The 16,920-nt window shown below is 32.8% G+C and carries 20 protein-coding genes and 2 pseudogenes; 18 read left to right on the forward strand and 4 right to left on the reverse strand.

The window, feature by feature from the left end; all coding sequences use genetic code 11:
* Positions 1-42: 42 nt before the first annotated feature.
* From ACFTQ7_RS20575 to ACFTQ7_RS20585, 3 genes are all read left to right on the forward strand, one after another.
* A complete protein-coding gene (locus ACFTQ7_RS20575; protein WP_142509789.1) occupies positions 43-342 on the forward strand; it encodes a DUF2089 family protein in 300 nt (99 codons plus the stop codon).
* The gene (locus ACFTQ7_RS20580) at positions 342-629 is read left to right on the forward strand and encodes a hypothetical protein (protein ID WP_386830680.1); all 288 of its coding nucleotides are present in this window, start codon (positions 342-344) and stop codon (positions 627-629) included. The genes ACFTQ7_RS20575 and ACFTQ7_RS20580 overlap by 1 nt, the downstream gene beginning before the upstream one ends.
* 504 nt (positions 630-1,133) lie before the next feature.
* Positions 1,134-1,556: a hypothetical protein gene (locus ACFTQ7_RS20585; RefSeq protein ID WP_386830682.1), complete on the forward strand. Its 423-nt coding sequence runs from the start codon at positions 1,134-1,136 to the stop codon at positions 1,554-1,556.
* A 60-nt stretch (positions 1,557-1,616) separates the two neighbouring features.
* Here the strand turns inward: ACFTQ7_RS20585 and ACFTQ7_RS20590 are convergent, their stop codons facing one another.
* Together ACFTQ7_RS20590 and ACFTQ7_RS20595 are read right to left on the reverse strand one after the other, a co-directional pair.
* Positions 1,617-1,814: a hypothetical protein gene (locus ACFTQ7_RS20590; RefSeq protein ID WP_386830684.1), complete on the reverse strand. Its 198-nt coding sequence runs from the start codon at positions 1,812-1,814 to the stop codon at positions 1,617-1,619.
* Between the two features lie 478 nt (positions 1,815-2,292).
* Positions 2,293-2,865: pseudogene (locus ACFTQ7_RS20595) on the reverse strand (site-specific integrase); the annotation flags it as partial.
* 92 nt (positions 2,866-2,957) lie between these two features.
* Between ACFTQ7_RS20595 and ACFTQ7_RS20600 the strand changes: the two are divergent.
* The 5 genes and pseudogenes from ACFTQ7_RS20600 to ACFTQ7_RS20620 form a co-directional block, all read left to right on the forward strand.
* Complete coding sequence (locus ACFTQ7_RS20600; RefSeq protein ID WP_386830686.1) at positions 2,958-3,368, forward strand: hypothetical protein; 411 nt, start codon at positions 2,958-2,960, stop codon at positions 3,366-3,368.
* A 55-nt stretch (positions 3,369-3,423) separates the two neighbouring features.
* Positions 3,424-4,257: a hypothetical protein gene (locus tag ACFTQ7_RS20605; protein WP_386830688.1), complete on the forward strand. Its 834-nt coding sequence runs from the start codon at positions 3,424-3,426 to the stop codon at positions 4,255-4,257.
* Positions 4,258-4,396: 139 nt separating this feature from the next.
* A complete protein-coding gene (locus ACFTQ7_RS20610; RefSeq protein ID WP_386830690.1) occupies positions 4,397-4,849 on the forward strand; it encodes a hypothetical protein in 453 nt (150 codons plus the stop codon).
* Between the two features lie 176 nt (positions 4,850-5,025).
* Positions 5,026-5,787 carry a hypothetical protein gene (locus ACFTQ7_RS20615; RefSeq protein WP_386830692.1) on the forward strand — a complete coding sequence of 254 codons (762 nt, stop codon included), beginning with the start codon at positions 5,026-5,028 and terminating at the stop codon, positions 5,785-5,787.
* 104 nt (positions 5,788-5,891) lie between these two features.
* Positions 5,892-6,098: pseudogene (locus tag ACFTQ7_RS20620) on the forward strand (terminase small subunit); the annotation flags it as partial.
* Between the two features lie 172 nt (positions 6,099-6,270).
* On the opposite strand, the gene ACFTQ7_RS20625 reads toward ACFTQ7_RS20620, so the two are convergent.
* Positions 6,271-6,483: a helix-turn-helix domain-containing protein gene (locus tag ACFTQ7_RS20625; protein ID WP_386830694.1), complete on the reverse strand. Its 213-nt coding sequence runs from the start codon at positions 6,481-6,483 to the stop codon at positions 6,271-6,273.
* A gap of 486 nt (positions 6,484-6,969) precedes the next feature.
* Between ACFTQ7_RS20625 and ACFTQ7_RS20630 the strand changes: the two genes are divergently transcribed.
* The 9 genes from ACFTQ7_RS20630 to ACFTQ7_RS20670 all read left to right on the forward strand — a co-directional run bounded on the left by ACFTQ7_RS20630 (position 6,970) and on the right by ACFTQ7_RS20670 (position 13,583).
* Positions 6,970-7,248: a hypothetical protein gene (locus ACFTQ7_RS20630; RefSeq protein ID WP_386830696.1), complete on the forward strand. Its 279-nt coding sequence runs from the start codon at positions 6,970-6,972 to the stop codon at positions 7,246-7,248.
* 14 nt (positions 7,249-7,262) lie between these two features.
* Positions 7,263-7,577, forward strand: a complete 315-nt coding sequence (locus tag ACFTQ7_RS20635; protein ID WP_386830698.1) for a LexA family transcriptional regulator — start codon at positions 7,263-7,265, stop codon at positions 7,575-7,577.
* A gap of 139 nt (positions 7,578-7,716) precedes the next feature.
* On the forward strand, positions 7,717-8,088 hold the full coding sequence (locus ACFTQ7_RS20640; RefSeq protein ID WP_386830700.1) for a hypothetical protein: 372 nt from the start codon (positions 7,717-7,719) through the stop codon (positions 8,086-8,088).
* 289 nt (positions 8,089-8,377) lie between these two features.
* A complete protein-coding gene (locus ACFTQ7_RS20645) occupies positions 8,378-9,262 on the forward strand; it encodes a hypothetical protein (protein WP_386830702.1) in 885 nt (294 codons plus the stop codon).
* A 175-nt stretch (positions 9,263-9,437) separates the two neighbouring features.
* A complete protein-coding gene (locus ACFTQ7_RS20650) occupies positions 9,438-10,013 on the forward strand; it encodes a hypothetical protein (protein WP_386830704.1) in 576 nt (191 codons plus the stop codon).
* 395 nt (positions 10,014-10,408) lie between these two features.
* On the forward strand, positions 10,409-11,272 hold the full coding sequence (locus ACFTQ7_RS20655) for a hypothetical protein (protein ID WP_386830706.1): 864 nt from the start codon (positions 10,409-10,411) through the stop codon (positions 11,270-11,272).
* A gap of 102 nt (positions 11,273-11,374) precedes the next feature.
* The gene (locus tag ACFTQ7_RS20660; RefSeq protein ID WP_386830708.1) at positions 11,375-11,935 is read left to right on the forward strand and encodes a MarR family transcriptional regulator; all 561 of its coding nucleotides are present in this window, start codon (positions 11,375-11,377) and stop codon (positions 11,933-11,935) included.
* A 219-nt stretch (positions 11,936-12,154) separates the two neighbouring features.
* Positions 12,155-12,334, forward strand: a complete 180-nt coding sequence (locus ACFTQ7_RS20665; RefSeq protein ID WP_386830710.1) for a hypothetical protein — start codon at positions 12,155-12,157, stop codon at positions 12,332-12,334.
* 325 nt (positions 12,335-12,659) lie between these two features.
* Positions 12,660-13,583, forward strand: coding sequence for a hypothetical protein (locus ACFTQ7_RS20670; protein ID WP_386830712.1), 924 nt, complete (start codon positions 12,660-12,662; stop codon positions 13,581-13,583).
* Positions 13,584-13,930: 347 nt separating this feature from the next.
* Here ACFTQ7_RS20670 and rpsD read toward each other — a convergent pair whose 3' ends face one another.
* Positions 13,931-14,533 (reverse strand): 30S ribosomal protein S4, encoded by a 603-nt coding sequence (gene rpsD / locus ACFTQ7_RS20675; protein WP_134021933.1) that lies wholly within the window; start codon positions 14,531-14,533, stop codon positions 13,931-13,933.
* A gap of 458 nt (positions 14,534-14,991) precedes the next feature.
* On the opposite strand from rpsD, the gene ACFTQ7_RS20680 reads away from it, so the two are divergent.
* A complete protein-coding gene (locus ACFTQ7_RS20680) occupies positions 14,992-16,869 on the forward strand; it encodes a sensor domain-containing diguanylate cyclase (RefSeq protein WP_386830715.1) in 1,878 nt (625 codons plus the stop codon).
* Positions 16,870-16,920 lie beyond the last annotated feature (51 nt).

The following is a 16,920-nucleotide window of genomic DNA, read 5'->3' on the forward strand; positions in this document are numbered from 1 at the left end:
ATGTTAAACTTATATTAATAAAAGTAAATGGAGGGTATAGGCGTGGATATTAACAATATTCCAAACTGGATTTTAGTCTTGGAAAATGAGGATTTAGAGTTTGTTAAAAACTTAGTACTACATTCAGGTTCTTTAAAAGAGATTGCAAAGGTTTATGAGGTATCGTATCCAACGGTAAGACTTAAACTTGATAGATTAATCAATAAAATAAAAATGAATGATGCCGTAGAAAACGAGGAATTTATTAAATTTATCAAGAGCCTGTCGATTGATGATCGCATAAGTGTAGCAGATGCAAAATTAATTATTGAAAAATATAAACAAGAAAGAGATGAGAAATAATGTTATTTGGTATTTATGGGGTTTTTATTATTGCTGGTATTTTAGCTGTTCAATTCTTCTTTTCAACTAGGAACAATATCTATTGGGGAGCAATTTTACCAGTTGCATATATTGTGTTTTTGACATGGCTGTTTGTAACGAATCATATTGAAAGTAATATGGGCTTTATCCTCTATCTATTATTAGGGATACTTTTCCTATGTGCAGAATGGAATGGAGGTAGAAAGTATCTTCACGAGAAAAGAAAAAAGGAACTGGATAAAATGAAAACTCACGACATGAAATAGAGAAAATGGGAAGTTGTTAATTATTCGCATAAGTCGTACTAATATTTAATAGGTAGAGTCAAAATGAAATATCTTAATTTTTGGCAAAAAGAGTTTTTGTAAAGTCTTAATATCTTAGTTTATTTCACTAACAGGGAGCTTTAGTTAAATTTTGATTCACGAAATATCAAAACAAACTTTTGGAAAACAGCATATTTTTTTGGTTCGTTGCAGCCACATGTGCTAAACTAGTTGCGAAACAACTCCCAAAAGTTACAGTAAAATTTACTTCACATGCAGTTAGTAGAGCAAACGAACGAATGATTACTTCAAAGACAGTCGCTAAAACCATTGTGAATGGTAGAAAATATATGGACAAATACACATGTGCTAGAGCGGTATATGATAAAGAAAAAATATAAATGTTGTTTTTGTTGGAAATTCAAAAGAAGTAGCAACTATTTACAAACCTGATGCTGGAGAAATTGCTTCAAAATTTGTCGGTAGTAATTGGAAGTGGTAATTATGGCAAGAATAAACGATAGGTCATTTAGTGCATCGAAAACAAGTTTAGAGATAGAAATATTTGAAGGTGATTCAGTTTCTAGTGGTATATTTATTAAATTCTTTTGCGGTGACAATCAATTAGATTTTAAATTTGCGGCTTTGCGAAGCGACCTTATAATGTTACATACATTAATCCTGAATAATTGGGACGAATTACTGGAAGCTGAAGTATGGGACTCGACTGAACCTTCATTTTCGTTTTCTATTTTAGCAAACAAAAGCGAGTTAATTGATGAACGAATATATCAATTCCAATTCTGGATTGATGCTGGTGAGTATACATCACGCAGATCTACTCGTTCAGGTATTGGTATTACAATTTATCAAGATAGAGAAACTATTGAAGATTTTGCATTGCAGATACAAAAAGAGTTGAATTAGATTTTTTAAAGCCCAGGTACTCAATTAATTTTGAGCCTGGGCATTTTTTGTCGCTAAACATTATTTTAAAAAATCAGGATTGTGTTTTCTAATTTGTTCTATCTTTTCTCTCATTATAGCTACATCCTCGTCCCATCGCTGTTGTGCAAGTTCTTTATAGTTAATACCGACATTTTCATATAGATCAACAGTTGGGGAGTAAATTACATAATGGAGTTGACCTATAATTTTTATATCACTTTTTTTGAAAACTGACATGTTACCTGACCTTTTATGGTCAGGTAATGCCCTTAAAGAAATTGATGATTATTGGCTTATTGATCTGATAGAATCTAAAATCTTTTCCAATAGCAAAACACTACCGTACAAACAATGTACAAAATGTTACTAGAACAAGTTAAAAAAGAGAGATCGAAAACTCACTATTAATAAGTGTTTATATTTAGGTCACTCAATTTGAGTGACTTTTTATTTACTATTAAAACGTACACCTGTCCGCATGTTATTGTATTTTAAAGAAAAAATACTCCCCCAGGAGCTCCCTAAAAAATCCCCCGAAAAAAACGCGGATTTTCGATTGTCTGATTATATGCAAAAACCTCGCAAACACTTGAATAAACAAGGTTGCGAGGTTTAAGAATCGTAAGTAATCTAACGTTAAAAAATTAACGAGAGTAGTACTCTCTCGACCTTAGAGGTGTAGGCGTATCAACGCTTTGCTCGTATATTCAATTTACTAAACCCTAGAATCAACCCTAGAAACCTCTAAACTGTTACTAAATACGGCTACAGATTCTTGTTCTAATTCCTTTAAAACATGACCATAAATTTCATAGATCATGGTCGGTGTATTTCCTAAACGTTCGGCAATAACCTTTACATTTTGACCGCTATTCAAAAGGATAGTAGCGTGTGTGTGGCGTAAACCATGTAGCGTACATTTGGGTATGACTTTTTCTTTCCCATCCTCTTCAACAACCGTCACTAATCCAGCAGCCTCAAGTACACGTCTAAGCATATATAGCAAAGCACTATCTGTAATCGGTTCGGCAGTTTGGTATGAAATGAATACGAATGAACTTTCAGAGAAACGTATGCCAAAAGCGAGCATAATCTGCTTACACCAGGTTTGGTACTTTTTCAATTGGGTCATAACAAGCTCGTCCACTAAAATAGTGCGGTAGCTGTTTTTCGTTTTTGGTGGTCGCGCTCCTTTATTGTCGCGAGTACGTTCAACTGTAATCGTATTATTCTTGAAGTCAATGTTTTTCCATTGTAGACCGCTTGCCTCGCCTCGGCGCATACCTGAATTATGGTAGTGGCCGTATCTACAAATTGGCTTGTCACGTTGAAGATTATGCTAGTTATCTGGTAGAGCTTTATGAAAAACGAATTCAGCGCATGGATAAAGTAAAAAAGCGTGTTGAAGTATTGGAAGAAGCAGTTTCCCTTCTCTTTGATGATGAGCGAGCGCAGTATGAGGCTTGGAATGCAAATCTTGTTGATTTATACCCCGATGTATTAAACGCGCTAAGAGAGTGCTTGTATTACGTTATAGAGCGTGAGCAAATAAAAGAAGATGCTCGTGAAATGTCGCTGACTGAATGGGATGCGTTGATAGATGCAATGGAAGACGATGAGCTACTTTCGGATTACTGGGATCGTGATGGTTCATTTGACGAGGAAATTAAGAAGCGGCGAGAAAAAGAAAAACAGTATGGCCGTGTTGATTTATCTGAACGAGCGTTACAGAACTATGCTGAAAAGTTTAAGATAAATAACCGCTTCCGTAAGACAATGGCGTGTTCCTAGTACTGTAGGTACTACGTATGTTCTGCAAGTAACTACATAGAAAGGAGTATCATACATGTTTTGTGTCATTCAGAAAATACAAAAGAAGAAGCCAGATGAATACGGAGCAGCGAAGGAATTGTTAGTTGATACGGTTGTTTATACGGTCGATGGGGAAGAAATAATGGAATATACTTACCGTTACAGTGAGAATCGCTTTGAACGACATATACTGGATACCTACAAGATTAGTATTCATCATTCGTATAGAGAAAATGGTAAGGTTAAAAAGAAACAATGGGCAATCTGTACAATGAGTTATTATGATATTGTTGAATATTGCTTTGATGATAAGGTTGTAAAGTCTGTACTTGATGCAAAGATAGCGGAAATGGGCATTAAAAGAGGTCAGTTTTATACAATGGTTTATGATAAGTTAAATCCGTTGGAAGATGTAATAAAAGCCGAGTTTGAGCAAACAAAGGAATATAAAACCTATAAAGAACACCAGGCTATTTTAACAACACATAGGAATGCCAAGAGAGAATTTGAAAAACTATATGGTAAAGACACCTACAACCGTATTTATGATGTGTACGGCATAGTTAGAAATAAGGAATACCTAGAACGGTTGATAGCCGCTAAAGGTACGGCAGAAGAAGCGCAAAAGGCGCAAGAAGAATATAAAAGACGTAGCGAGCAAGAACAGTGGAAACGATTCGAGGAACACTTTGGAAAAGGCGGCGGTAGTTACTCGTCAACTTCAAATAGTAACTACAACGAAAATGAAAAAATGATGTTAAAAGAAATCTATCGAATCGCATCCAAGAAGTTTCATCCAGATGCTTGTGGTGACGATGGTAGCAAGATGAAGTTTTTAACAAAATTAAAAGAACAGTGGGGATTATAAACAAAAAAGCAGTAAACAAGCATCTACGCTCAATGGACGGTAGGTGCTTTTATTTTGCCCTTAAGAGTGAGTATAGAGCAGAAAGTTATTAAGGTTTTGCATATACCTTTTGTTCTATTATGGAATAGGAGGGAATGACATGAAAGATAACTATTTATTAATGTATAAAGTCACGGAGGTTTATAGGTTTTTTCAAGATATAATGAGATTTGATATTTATGATAGGTGCACAATGGAATGGCTTTCACGGAATACATTAAAAGATCTAAACTTAAATGAATTGTATAAAATGGAAGAAACGGTGTTAGTAGATATTAATAATAGTAGCAGAAATAATTCTTCTTTTTGGGCAGGTTTAAGTGTGATGATGGCACTTTTTATTGGAACTTTTGCAATATTAATATCTTTGTATCCCAATTTAGGAGTAGGTTATGATTACAAATTAGTGTTACTTTTAGTAATCTTACTATGCCAACTAATTTTAATTTTAATAGCATTTAGACTTGAACAATATAGCAGTAAAAAAAGGAATCAATTATATGATTTGATAAGAATATTAATTCATCTAAAAGGAAATGAACAAAATACATAAATACATAAATACATGCTATCGATTATAAATCGGTGGCTTTTCTTTTGCTTTGAAAACTGCATCAAACAGTCAAAACACTACGAGTTGAGAGGGCGGAGTTTGGTGTGGTTTTCTGAGCAAAAAGTTATTACATATATTACATCTTCTGATTTATTATTGGTTAGAGGTGAAAAATAATGTCAAATGACGTAGAAAAGATTATTGAAGAAATTGGCGAGAAAATAGAAAAAGTATCTGATTTTTTAACAACTGTAACTGATAACGAATTAGTAAAATCAAGTGGAGAAATATTTAAATTTGTAGATTTAGGAATCAAAGCGAACAATTGGATTAGCCAAAAAAGATTTGAACAATGTTTAAAAGGATTTACAATGGATGATCCAACTGAACAACAACTAAATAAACTAAAAAAGTTTATTGATTCTCCAGTAAAAGCTGAATTTGTAGCTAATACTTTCAGACAAGTTTTGCTAAGTAATTCTTCAAAAGCTTCTTTAATAATGGGAACTATATTGAATTCGGTTGTAAATGACGAAAAAGAAGTAACGCATGAGACCCTGATTTGTTTGAACGCATTATCACATTTTTATGATATTGATATAAATAACTTAAAATTATTGAATGAATATATAGATTATGTTGGACCAAAAGAGTTGAAAATTCCAAGATTAGGAACAAAGAAGACCGGGAGTTTTTATGTCAATGGCAGATTAACAACCTTTGCTAAAGAGAAAAATGTAACTAGAACCAGTTTATTACTTACTCTCGAAAAGAGTCTTGGACTACAATTGATTACAAAAGAATTGGAACCAGATATCGGTGTTGATATTGATGTAGATATGGAAATGGCTGATGTAACACAAGATATTGATGAAAAATATTATTTTAATAGTGTTGGAAAACTTATGCTCTCGCTAATCCAACGTATTGAAGAATAAGCACTCTTTTTAGAGTGTTTTTTATTTTGAAAAGCAACTAGCATAATGGGGTGATGCCATTGATTGAACACAAGTTAACAGTAAAGCAATAAGCGTTTGCTGATTATTTTATTGAACTAGGGAATGCAACGGAAGCTTATTTGAAGGCATATCCGAATGTTAAGAAGGAAGCGACAGCGAGAGCAGCAGGAAGTCGAATGTTAACAAATGTTAGCGTAAAAGCCTATATAGAAGAGCGCATGGAGGAATTAAAGCCTGAACGGATAGCTGACCAACACGAAGTAATGAAGACGCTGACAACATTCCCATAATGTTGGGGTAAAGGGATGGAAAAATCAGACGGCTGAATGTTCTCACAGCTATGTTTCACTGCTCCGGAAATTTCGAGGTCGTTAGTGGCTCCGGATGAGGCTTTAATAATTTAATGATCGCTTCAATATAAAAAGCATCCTCTCCAAGAGAGTAGATGCCTTTTGGGTGATGTTATTCATCATTTTCTACTAAAGTGAGTATGTCGGAAATTTCGACATCCAAAGCTTTACATAACGCTCCTAAAGTATCTCGTTGATATTGCATAGTAGTGTCATTATACAGACGACGAACAGTTTCTTTTTTTAACCCTGCTATTTCAGCACACTTACTAATCGAAAGGCCTCTTTCATCAAGAACGTCCTTTAAAGTGGACTTTGCACGCATTTTTTCACCTCGTCCCTAAATTAATAATATCAAATTTTAAAGTTTTTGACAACGGAACGTAGTTGACAATGTTGTGGGGGTATTATAATATGGATTTACGACAACGGAACGTAGTTGTTTAAACTGTCAACAGTCAGTCGGTGAATGGACTTGAAATAACCGACACACTAAAAGAGGTAGGTGAATATATGGATCGACTATCAGCGTTAAAAAGCCAGCGAATAGTTCGCGCTTTGATTAAAGGCTATATGAAGTTGCTCACACAACAGATCAATAATTAATTTTGTGGGGGACGAAGTTTTTTCTAATTAAAAGGAGGACATCCAAATGAAAGTAAAAGTTAAAGAGTGGTGTGCTATGTCTGACCGTAATAAGCAATTACTTTTGAATGCAGTAGCAACAAATCGCTAAGGTATTGGATTATTTAACGGTGAATAACGACTATTAAATCACACTATAAAACATAGCAGATAGGAGCTAAAAAACATGGGAAAAACAACAGTAACATTTAGCCTAGTAAATACAGTAGATGCACTAGCGGATATTCTAGAGATTTTAGAAAATGCGCATTATGTTCAACAGCTAGTTGAAGAAAAATTTTTCGGTCGTTGTAATGTTGATGAGCGCGATGTGCAGATTGGCATTGTTCATGATTACCATCGTTATGGAGTTTTCAACAGAATAGTAAGCGACAACGTTTACCATGCTGAAGCACTGCTAAGAGACCTATTTAGTACAGTCAAAATAGCTTTACAAGATAACTAAGGGAGGTTTTCAAAATGGAATCAGAATTTAAATTAGAAGTAATGAATGATTGTATTGGATTAGGGCTTTTAGAAGGCGATGAGGTGCTAGTTTCAACTATTAAACAGCCTCGAAGCAACGGAAAGGATTTAGCAGTATTTGAAGCGGCCGGAGAACGTTTTATTAGTGCCTTTACCCGCTTCGGGAATCAAATTATGTTGCTGGGTGAACGAATCCAGGTAGTGCGTGAACATCAAGTGAAGATTATTGGCAAGGTGATTGGTGGAACATTAGAAAATGAAAAAGCCGTCGCGGCAACGACAGCTTCAAAAATCCAGTTGGTTAACTGAAATAAATCATAAATATAATAACATATATGAAGCGGCTTAGATTAACAATTTAACCGCTTCTTTTTCTTTTCTTCAAGATTGGACATTATAGTGTTAATGGTATTGATGAAAATATATTTTAACTAAAGGAGTCAATTTTATGAAAGTGCAAAAGGAAATGGAACATAGTATTAATTTAGAAATAAAAATAAATGAACTTGAGTTAGAATTAATTAGGATAAAAGTGGAAAAAGTTGTTATAGAGGCATATAAAAAGGGGATAGAAGATTGTAGAGAAAATATGAAATTCGAATTAACTCTTCCTTCAAATCTGAGAAAAGAACATGTAGCTCAAATATTCCAATGTGAATTATCAACTGTAGAAAAGATAATTCGCATGGAAGGATTTCCTAAGTGTCATGCAATTTCAGCTCGTTATCCACGGGATAAAGTATTTGAATGGAAAAACAAAAATACTCTTTATATGAATGAGCGTTTGGGTATATATGTTACTAATAGAGAAGCTTTGTAGCGGTCGTAGACCTAGAGCCCATCGATTTATGACCTTTAGTGAGGGAGTAGTTTATCATCAGCTGTATTATGCCAATTAGAAGAGCCTTGCAGTACTACGTAGGGCTTTTTCTTTTGCTTTGAAACTGCATCAAACAGCCACGAAATGATTGAGGGTTAGTAAGTGGCAGTTGTTTAAATTACCTTGTATTACTGGAATTATGTTAGATGTACTTACCTTTTTTTAATAAACGTAATAATTTGAATAATTACGAGAAATTATTTAAGGTAATGTTAAGGGGGGAGTATAAATGGATGAAATTCGAGATTATTTAGAGCCGTTTTATAGTGTTTTACAAGAGTACTACGAAGAAAAAGAAAGGGAGAAAGATAGGAAACATCCACAAGCCTATAAACCAAAAGTTGAAAAATTTTTGAAATATTTTTATGAATCAGTAGATGATATAAGCCATAGAAATCTTAAATCCATACATACACGTGATGTCAGTACATACCTAATGAAAGTGGTAGATAGTAATCATGTAAATCACTATTACTCGTTAAAATCTTTTTTCGATTTTACATATTCCAAGGATTACACTAGCGATGTGATGAAGAACATCAGAATTCCAAAAACAGAAGTAAAAAATAAGGAGTATCTAAACTTAGAAGAAATAAATAAAATTAAACTTTTTTGTAATGATAAGAATCAAAAAATAGAGGATAGACTTTTAATCGGATTTAATTTATACACTGGTTTAAGTAGGAAATTTTTAAAGGAGTTGGAATTTGGGTATTTTCAGCCAAGTGGTGACAATAGATATTATCTACAGTTCAATAATTTTAAAACAGTTACTATATGCAGTCATCTTTCAGAATTGTTTAATGAGTATAAAGAGGCGTATAAAGTTCTAAAAGGAGAAAACAAGATATTCAATTATGACGGAAATTATTTATCCACCAAAACCAAAGATATTACAGTAAAAATAATTTCTCGTAAAATAACACCTACTATTTATTCAAACACCTTTATAAAGGAAATGCTAAGGATTACAAAAAACGATGTTCTTATGGTTAGTGAATTATTAATGGAAAGTCCACATACTATTTCGCAACACCTGGAAGAAATAGATGAAGAAGAAATTAAATACGAAAGGTATTTAGAATCTTTAGAAATGTTGTACGAGAAAAAATAGATAATGTAAAACATCCTTCGGGGTGTTTTTATTTTGCCTTGAAAAGTGAGTATCGGGCAGTTCCTCCCCTTAACTGCTAGGGCAACGGTACTTGCTTTTAAGAGTGAAATTTGTAGAAAATTGTTCCAATTTGTTATCTCTCGGATTATTATTGAATAATTAGGAGGGCTCAGTATTGAAAAAATATATTATTGGAATATTAAGTGTTATTATTTTGCTTCCTTTGTTAATTAATTTTATCGGGAATAAAATGGTTTTTGATTCTGAGGGCGAGTATGGTGAATGGTTAAGTTTTTGGGGATCCTATCTAGGTGGAGTAATGTCTGGTGCATTAACATTAATTGGTGTCTCAATAGGGTTAAAAAATGAACAAAGAAAAAATTTAACAATGAGGTACTTACAAAATGCTAAAGATATTAATGGATTTGAGGATTATCTTGATGAAACATTAGAAATTGTTCGTTTGTACAAAGTAAATAATGACATACAAGAACTTTTAGATTATTCCCTTGAGAAATGCGAAAGTTATATTGATAAATTTTACCAAATTGATTTAGAATTTCCAAAGCATTTAGAAGAGTATAAAACGGAACTGTTTGGCTTTAGAATTACTTTAGACTATTTAGAATCAGAAGATCTATTAACCAGAAGTTATTCGATAAGCTATCATGAGAAGCATTTTGATAGTTTTGAAAAAATAACTAAAGATTTAAAAAACGAGCACAAAAAAATTCAAAAGGAATTACTTTAAAAAACGCAATATGCGTTTTTTTATTTTATAAAGCAACTAGCTTAATGGGGTGATGTCATTGATTGAACGTAAATATCAAAGACAGCGAGGGGCTTCAACTAAAATTGTAGCAGCTTCTTAATTTTAATTATATGGATTAGGATTGAGTGAAGAGGGCTACGATGGAAGCAATTAAAGAAAATTAACTAGAAAATATAAACAAAAAAGAGGGTCATGTAATTAAGGACTATAGATCATCCTTCCAAAAACAAGCAAACAGATGTTAATTAGTTTATCAATGTATAAAAGAATAGTATTTTATATTTATTATGTTGGAAGTTTTGAGTGTAGATTGTAGTATTAAAAGGTAATATATGCTATCATTTCTTAGATTATTTCTAAGGAGACTTCAAACGATGGAGATTTTAATCAAGAGTGAATTGAAACATTTAATTGATATACATGATTTATTAAATAATGTACAAAATATTGAAGATGTTCAAAGTTACAAGAATATAACTTTAGATTTAACAAATTTATCTTTTGTTTCTCCGATAGGTGCAATTGCCTTGCTACAGTTTTTTGAAGAAATAATAAAACTGGATAACTATCATATTATTCTTCCAGAAGATAAAGAGAACTTAGTAACATATATAGAGAGAATGAATTTTTTTGATTATTGTCCTGAACCAATAACTAAAGTATTCAAAGAGAAATACGATATTGACAAAATGGGTCAAAGGGTTAGAAATGATCAACGAAAAGTATTATTAGAGATTACAAAAATTCAAGAATATGATGATATAGATGTTTTATATGACAGTGTAGTTTATATCTTAAAAAGTCACGGTATGAAAAGTGGGAATATTACGAGAGTAGCGAATATTTTCACTGAATTGGGTACAAATATTTTGGATCATAGTGGTGGCACAGGGTATGCTGCGATTCAATATTATCCTAAGTTCGATAAGATTATGATCGGCATTGCAGATACTGGAAAGGGAATGATTAAAGAAATCAGAAAAGAAGATAATGAGATTGAATCAGACTTAGAAATAATAAATAAAGCATTTTCTGGAGGTTTTAGTTCATCAAAGGATATTGATAGAGGGTGGGGATTAGTAGATGCTAGAGATTATTCTCATGAAGGAACCAAACACACTTCTTTTGAATTGCGAACGCATAAAGGATTATACCGTGTAGGAAAAAATGATATTGAATTAATAAATGAGAAAAAATATCATCCAGGTACATTTTATCTAATTGAGCTTCAATTCTAGTTTTTTCTATTGACATCCTAATTATTAGAATATATTATCAAGATAAGAGGTTTCAATTTTGTATTTGAAATCGATTTTGGAGTTATTAAAGGGGGAGTGAGAGTGGAAAAGATTTTTGTTAAGCTAGATCAATCTGCAATAGATAATCAAAATCTGATAGTGAGAAAAAAATTAATTCCTGTCAGAGAGAGTATTATACTTCAAATTGACTCATCCCCACCAAACACAATATTTTATTATGATTTTTCAAAAATAGAGGGGATTAATGGTTCTGGGGTTGATGAAATCATTTCTAAAGTGATTAAGTATCTTATGACCGTGGAAGATAAGTTCCTGTTTTTAGACCACCTTAGAGAAGAATATTACGAACATAGATATAATATCGATAGTTTTTTGAAAAATCGAGCAAAGATTGGGATTGTAGAACGAACTTCAGATGGTCCAAATTTTTTAGGCGATATTTCTGATACTCAAAAGGATATACTGATTTTTGTTTATCAGAATAAACATACAACAGCAAGAATTATTGCTGATGAGTTTGAAAAAAAACTTTCTCTAATTAGTACTCATCTTAACACGCTATATAAAAATCGGCTGATTAGACGTGTTGAGGAAAATCTAGAGGATGGAGGAAGACAATTTATTTATAAAAGTCTTTTTTAGAGGAGAAATCCTCTTTTTTTTAAAAAAATGGATTTCAAAAAAAAAATTGAAAACGGAGGGTTGTAAAATGAACAAAAAAAATGGACCCTGCAAGGGCCCTACGTAATTATTACGACATAAGTGTTTGTCGCTACGATATAAACTCGCCAAAGTTTATACATATCGTAACACTGTCAATGGCCCTTTGCAAGACATTAAATTGCGAAGGGAAATGATAACATGTTAATTTGTACTCCATATATTACATTGAGAAATGGTAAACGATTATTTGCACACGAGAAAGGCTTAGAGGCATTTTGCTTTGAGGTAACTCCTGAGAAACACAAGGAGTACTTAGAGAAAAAAGAGAAACAGAAAAAGAAAGATAAAAAGAAAAAGAAAGATAAAAAAGAAGAATAAAGCATTCTAGGACTCTTGCGGCGGAGTCCTTTTTAATACATTTATAGTTAGAAAAAACCGTTACTTTTTCTTCAACTGTGGAAATCACTCAGGAACTATGACCACATGCAAAAATAGGGGAAAGCATTTTGGAGCTACTTATGGAATATTTGAATCGTGATATCATGGATTTTGCTGTACAAGGCATGGAAAGCCTGCAAAGCTGAAGCTCAATAAGAAGCGGCATTTGAAAATTGTTAAATAAATCAATCATATAGGCATCCGAGGTACCTTTTTGACGAATTGAATTGATAGAGAGTGAGTGATAATTTATATGGGAATAAAAATGCCAAAAGCAAAATATTTTAATGAAGAAATAACTATTGAAGATGCAAGAAACAAAGGGATAACAACAAATTTATTTTGTGTTTGTTGTAAAGCACCAATAAGCTATGTTGGTCCGTTTAAACGAATTTATGGTGACAATAAAGTTACGATAGTAAGAGATTATTTTAAATTGGCCAATACTTATACTCATGATGAAAATTGTAAATATAACACGGATGGCCGAGTGAAAATCATAGCACGCGATTCCGATGACATTTTAAAAAGTATAGATAATGGTAAATATAATTTTAGAATGAATTTAATTGCTACATCCTTAAAGAAATTAAGGAAAGAACAAGTTGACAACGAAAGTAAGATCACATTATCTGATGATGTAAATAAACAAAAAAATCAAGAGTATGAAAGTAATGGAAAACTTAAATCCTATTTATCGACTATGAATAAAATATTAATATTAAGGTCTGAAATTGAAGAAAATAAAGAGTTAAGCACTCTTGTGCAATTGGAGTTCGATGCAGAAAATATTAGTTGGAATAAATTTTATTATTCTACTGACGAACATATTAAATGTTTTAAATATGTAAGTGGAAATAACATAAAACATCCAGTTTGCATTGAAGGAAAAATAAAAGTTATCAAGGAACCGAATGAAAAGTTTAAATATCATTCTGTAGTGTTAACAAGACCATATATTGATAAAGTCGATGAAGATGGATTTAAAAGTATTCCTTCTGTTGAAGTAGCGGTGTATAACCAATCAGCTGTAGATTATATTAAAGCAGAAGTAGAAAAAGGAAATGATCATATTGCATTTTATTCTTTTATTACCGTAAAAGAAAATGAATATGGCAAAAATATCAAATACCTAAATATCAAGGGTTCGATTTTTCATAAAAAACAAGTACATGTTTATTCATTATAAAACTATGCCTTTCACAATTTATCTGTGGAGGGCTTTTATTATCCCTTTTATATACAATGTGCCAAGCAGTGCTATTTTATATGTAATTAAGTTATTCTGATAAATGACCACAAAAAAAGATTGAAGCGGTTAGCCCCAATCTAATAAAACCCACACATTCCTATACAAGCGCCGCCAAGCTTATTTTTATAGTTAGGGTTCAACCCTAATACAACCCTAATCAAACCCTAGCGAAAAGTATTTTAATACATTTACTTGCAAAGTTTCACAAAAGAAAAAAGCCTCGGAATCCTTGAATTAACAAGGTTTCTAAGGCTTTTAATGTTGCTAAATGCAACGAAGTTTTATTAACGAGAGTAGAACTCTACGATGAATGCTTCGTTGATTTCAGCTGATAATTCAGAACGCTCTGGAAGGCGAGTGAATGTACCTTCTTTTTTGTCAGCGTCAAATGTTAAGTAGTCAGGTACGAAGTTGTTTACTTCGATTGCTTCTGTTACTACAGCAAGGTTTTGAGATTTTTCACGAAGAGAAATCGTTTGACCTGGTTTTACGCTGTATGAAGGGATATCAACGCGTTTGCCATCTACTAAGATGTGGCCGTGGTTTACTAATTGACGAGATCCACGACGAGTACGAGCTAAACCTAAACGGTAAACTAGGTTGTCAAGGCGAGTTTCAAGAAGAACCATGAAGTTTTCACCGTGAACACCTTTCATTTTACCAGCGCGGTCGAATAGAGTACGGAATTGACGTTCGTTCATGCCGTACATGTGACGAAGTTTTTGTTTTTCTTGAAGTTGTAAACCGTATTCTGATAATTTTTTACGTTGGTTTGGACCGTGTTGACCTGGTGCGTAAGGGCGTTTTTCGATTTCTTTACCTGTACCGCTTAGTGAGATACCAAGACGACGTGATAATTTCCAAGATGGACCTGTATAACGAGACATATTGTTGTCTCCTCCTTTAAATTTGGTTTTTTTGTTGTAAAACAAAAACCAGTAGTACCCATTCTTATACGTATTTTATTTTCATGTATTTTCGCCTATGCAGCCGTTAGGTTACACAATACACCATCTATTTGAATCTGTTTAGTTATCCTAAATAAAATAGAGGAATAAAATACAGTAATAAGCTCATACCACTGCTGCGTTTATTTTACACAAATTTTATTGTAACTGCTTATTACATAGACGTCAATTATAACACAAACTATTTTCAAAAAAGAACTATAGTAAATATTTCCTTTCAGTACACAATGCGAAATTTTGGAATAGTTAATGATACAGTGTGCGGTGTAAAATGTAAAAGTAAAGCAGAATAACATAGTCAAAATGACACAAATTATGTATAATATACAATAAGTTAATAGTAATTGATTTGTACGTTATATAGAAAAGGTGATTTCATGACAGACCATTTACAAACGCTAAAATATATAAAATCAGATGTTTTGAGCATTTGGGTGAGTTCTAAAGAACAAACTGGTTTAAATGAGTATTTTCACCCGTTAGAACAGTGTCTAAAGAAGTATTTTGGGATTGTAAATATGGCATTCCTCAGTTTTGAAGGTAATTCTTTAATACCTGTAGAAGAGATGGCTACTTTAACAATTGAAACGAAACTAAATGCTGTGTCATGGTTAATGATTGAAGCTAGTTTTTATCAACAGAGAATGGTGGAAATTCCTTATATATTAAAAGAAAAAGAAGCCTATTCGAAGATGACAGATATGGTTCTTTTCCAAGTAGAAGGCAAAAATCCAATAGGTGTGCTACTTGTAGAGGCAACAGATGCTTGGACAGACTTTATGACTTCTAATTACGGAGAAGAAAGTATAGAAACGCTTACGAAAGTTCTTCAGTTGATGAGAGAAAATTATGAAGTGAAAGTGAATGAAGATCAATATAGAAAATTGTATAACATGACAGATTTATTCCATTCAACAATGGATATTGATTTAATTTTAGAAAACGTCTTAAAAAATATTAAGGATAATTTCCCCGAATTTAATGTGGAGCTTATACTATCGAATGATCAAGACCGCCATACGACTATCGATATTAAGCTTTTTGATTACTTATCTGAAAGGCCTGCGACTATTGAGGCTTTTGTCTCAGGAGAGCTGACGACGGAGCTTGCTAGCGATTTGAATTGCCGAGTTTTAAACGCCCCTATTAAAGGAAGACAAGCTATTTATGGCATTTTACAAGTAAGTGCACCTACAACGTATCTTTTTTCAACGACTGAAAAAGATTTTGTACGAATGCTAGCGCAAACATCAGGAAATGCGCTCGAAAATGCAAAATTATATCATCAGTCACATCGCCTTGTGAGTGATTTGCAACTCATCAATGAAACATCACATCGTTTAAATATGAGGATAGGCATTAATGAAATGTTACTTTTCCTTCAAAAGCAGTTAATGAAATCATTTCAACCAATGGAAGTTTGTTTCGCTTTTAAGCATAATGACACATTTGAAGTGACGGATGCTAGTACGGCCTTATTTAATACAGAAAAGGGTCAAACATTTATAAAACATGTTGAACAACATTTTAAAAGTACCAACGATCCACTATTTATTGCAGATTTCAGCCGTTTAACCCCTACTCATATTGAATATCGTTCAATTATGGCAATCCCGATTTTAATGGAAGAAAAAATTAATGGCTTTAGTATTGTGTTACACAAGGAGCCATATTTCTTTTCGTTTGATAGCTTTAAGTTAATGCAATCATTAATTCATCACTCTTCTTTAGCAATTGCAAACTCAATATTACGACACCAACTCCAGGAAATGGTAGATTTAGATCATTTAACAAAATTGTATGCAAGAAGTTATTTAGACAAGTATGTAGAAAAGTCACTTATTAATGATCAATCAGGGATGTTCCTACTCATTGATATTGATAATTTCAAACGTGTGAATGATACGTATGGTCATCAAATTGGTGATAAGATTCTTATGCAAATTGCGGTGCAGTTAAAAGAAATGATTGGGGCTCGTGGTATTTGTGCACGCTGGGGTGGAGAGGAAATGTCTGTGTATGTTCCGAATATTGATGAGAAAGAAGCAATCGAATTGGCTGAAGAAATTGTTGCAGTAATTCCAAATACAACAGATCCTCGGGTGACAATTTCAGCAGGTCTCATAACATGGGATGAACTGTATCGTCCAGCGTTCCAATCTGTTTTCCTACATGCAGATACAGCGCTCTATGAAGCTAAAAATAGTGGTAAAAATCGATTTTGTATGCATGATCGACCGTATCAAATAAATTAATAACTCGCTCCTAAAATTAGGGATGACATCTCGGTGGAGGGTGGACAACTC

Origin of the sequence: Lysinibacillus sp. NPDC056959 (assembly GCF_042674095.1) — a bacterium.
Classification (GTDB): domain Bacteria; phylum Bacillota; class Bacilli; order Bacillales_A; family Planococcaceae; genus Lysinibacillus; species Lysinibacillus zambalensis.